Annotated in this window: 1 protein-coding gene; it reads right to left on the reverse strand. The window is 62.9% G+C overall.

Translation table 11 applies throughout. The annotated features are described in order from the left end of the window. Positions 1 to 169: 169 nt before the first annotated feature. Positions 170 to 700, reverse strand: a 531-nt coding sequence (locus FQ755_RS02325; protein ID WP_313957401.1) for a glycosyltransferase, incomplete at its 5' end; no start/stop codon positions are given.

Raw genomic sequence — 700 nt, forward strand, 5'->3', positions numbered from 1 at the left:
GCACGCGTTGGCGAGCATCGGCAATACGTGCGCGAGGCCGGCCAGCACCAGCCCAGCACCCGCTGCACGCATCAATGCCAGCACCGCGCCCGGATTGTCGCGCGCGACCAGCCAGAGCGCCGCAACCAGCCCCAGCAGCGCAGCAATACGACCCACATGCTTCATCGCCTTACTCGTCCTGAACCGGTGACAGCAAACCGTCGCCATCCACCTTGAAACTGAAGCCTCGCCAGATCACCCGCGTCGAAAGAAAACTCGCCGCGAAGATCAGAAACGACACGATATCCCAGAACGGGAGCAGCCACAGATCGCGACGCACCTGCCGCAACGCGTGATCGGATTGCACCTTCAGCGCGAGCCGCACGACAAGCGCCAGCACCACGAACGGCCATGTCCATACTGCCCCGCCGGATAGCGCGACCGTCAGCAGTGCGAACGCCAGCGGATGAATCAGCGCCGAGCCGAAATGTCCCACCGGATCGATTGTACGAATCGTCCTGCTCCAGCGCAATTCATGAGCGATCAGCTTGGCGGCACTGGACTCCACGCACGCATGCGACACCGTGAACGGCGGAATCACCACCTTCTCGCCGATCATGCGCACCGCTTCGCCGATCGCATGATCCTCCGCCAGGTGATGCACGAACTGCGCAAAGCCACCGATTTTCTCGAGCGTTTCGCGCCGCATCGCGATGGTCTG

This window comes from Paraburkholderia sp. BCC1885, assembly GCF_900996235.1.
In the GTDB taxonomy this organism is placed as follows: domain Bacteria; phylum Pseudomonadota; class Gammaproteobacteria; order Burkholderiales; family Burkholderiaceae; genus Paraburkholderia.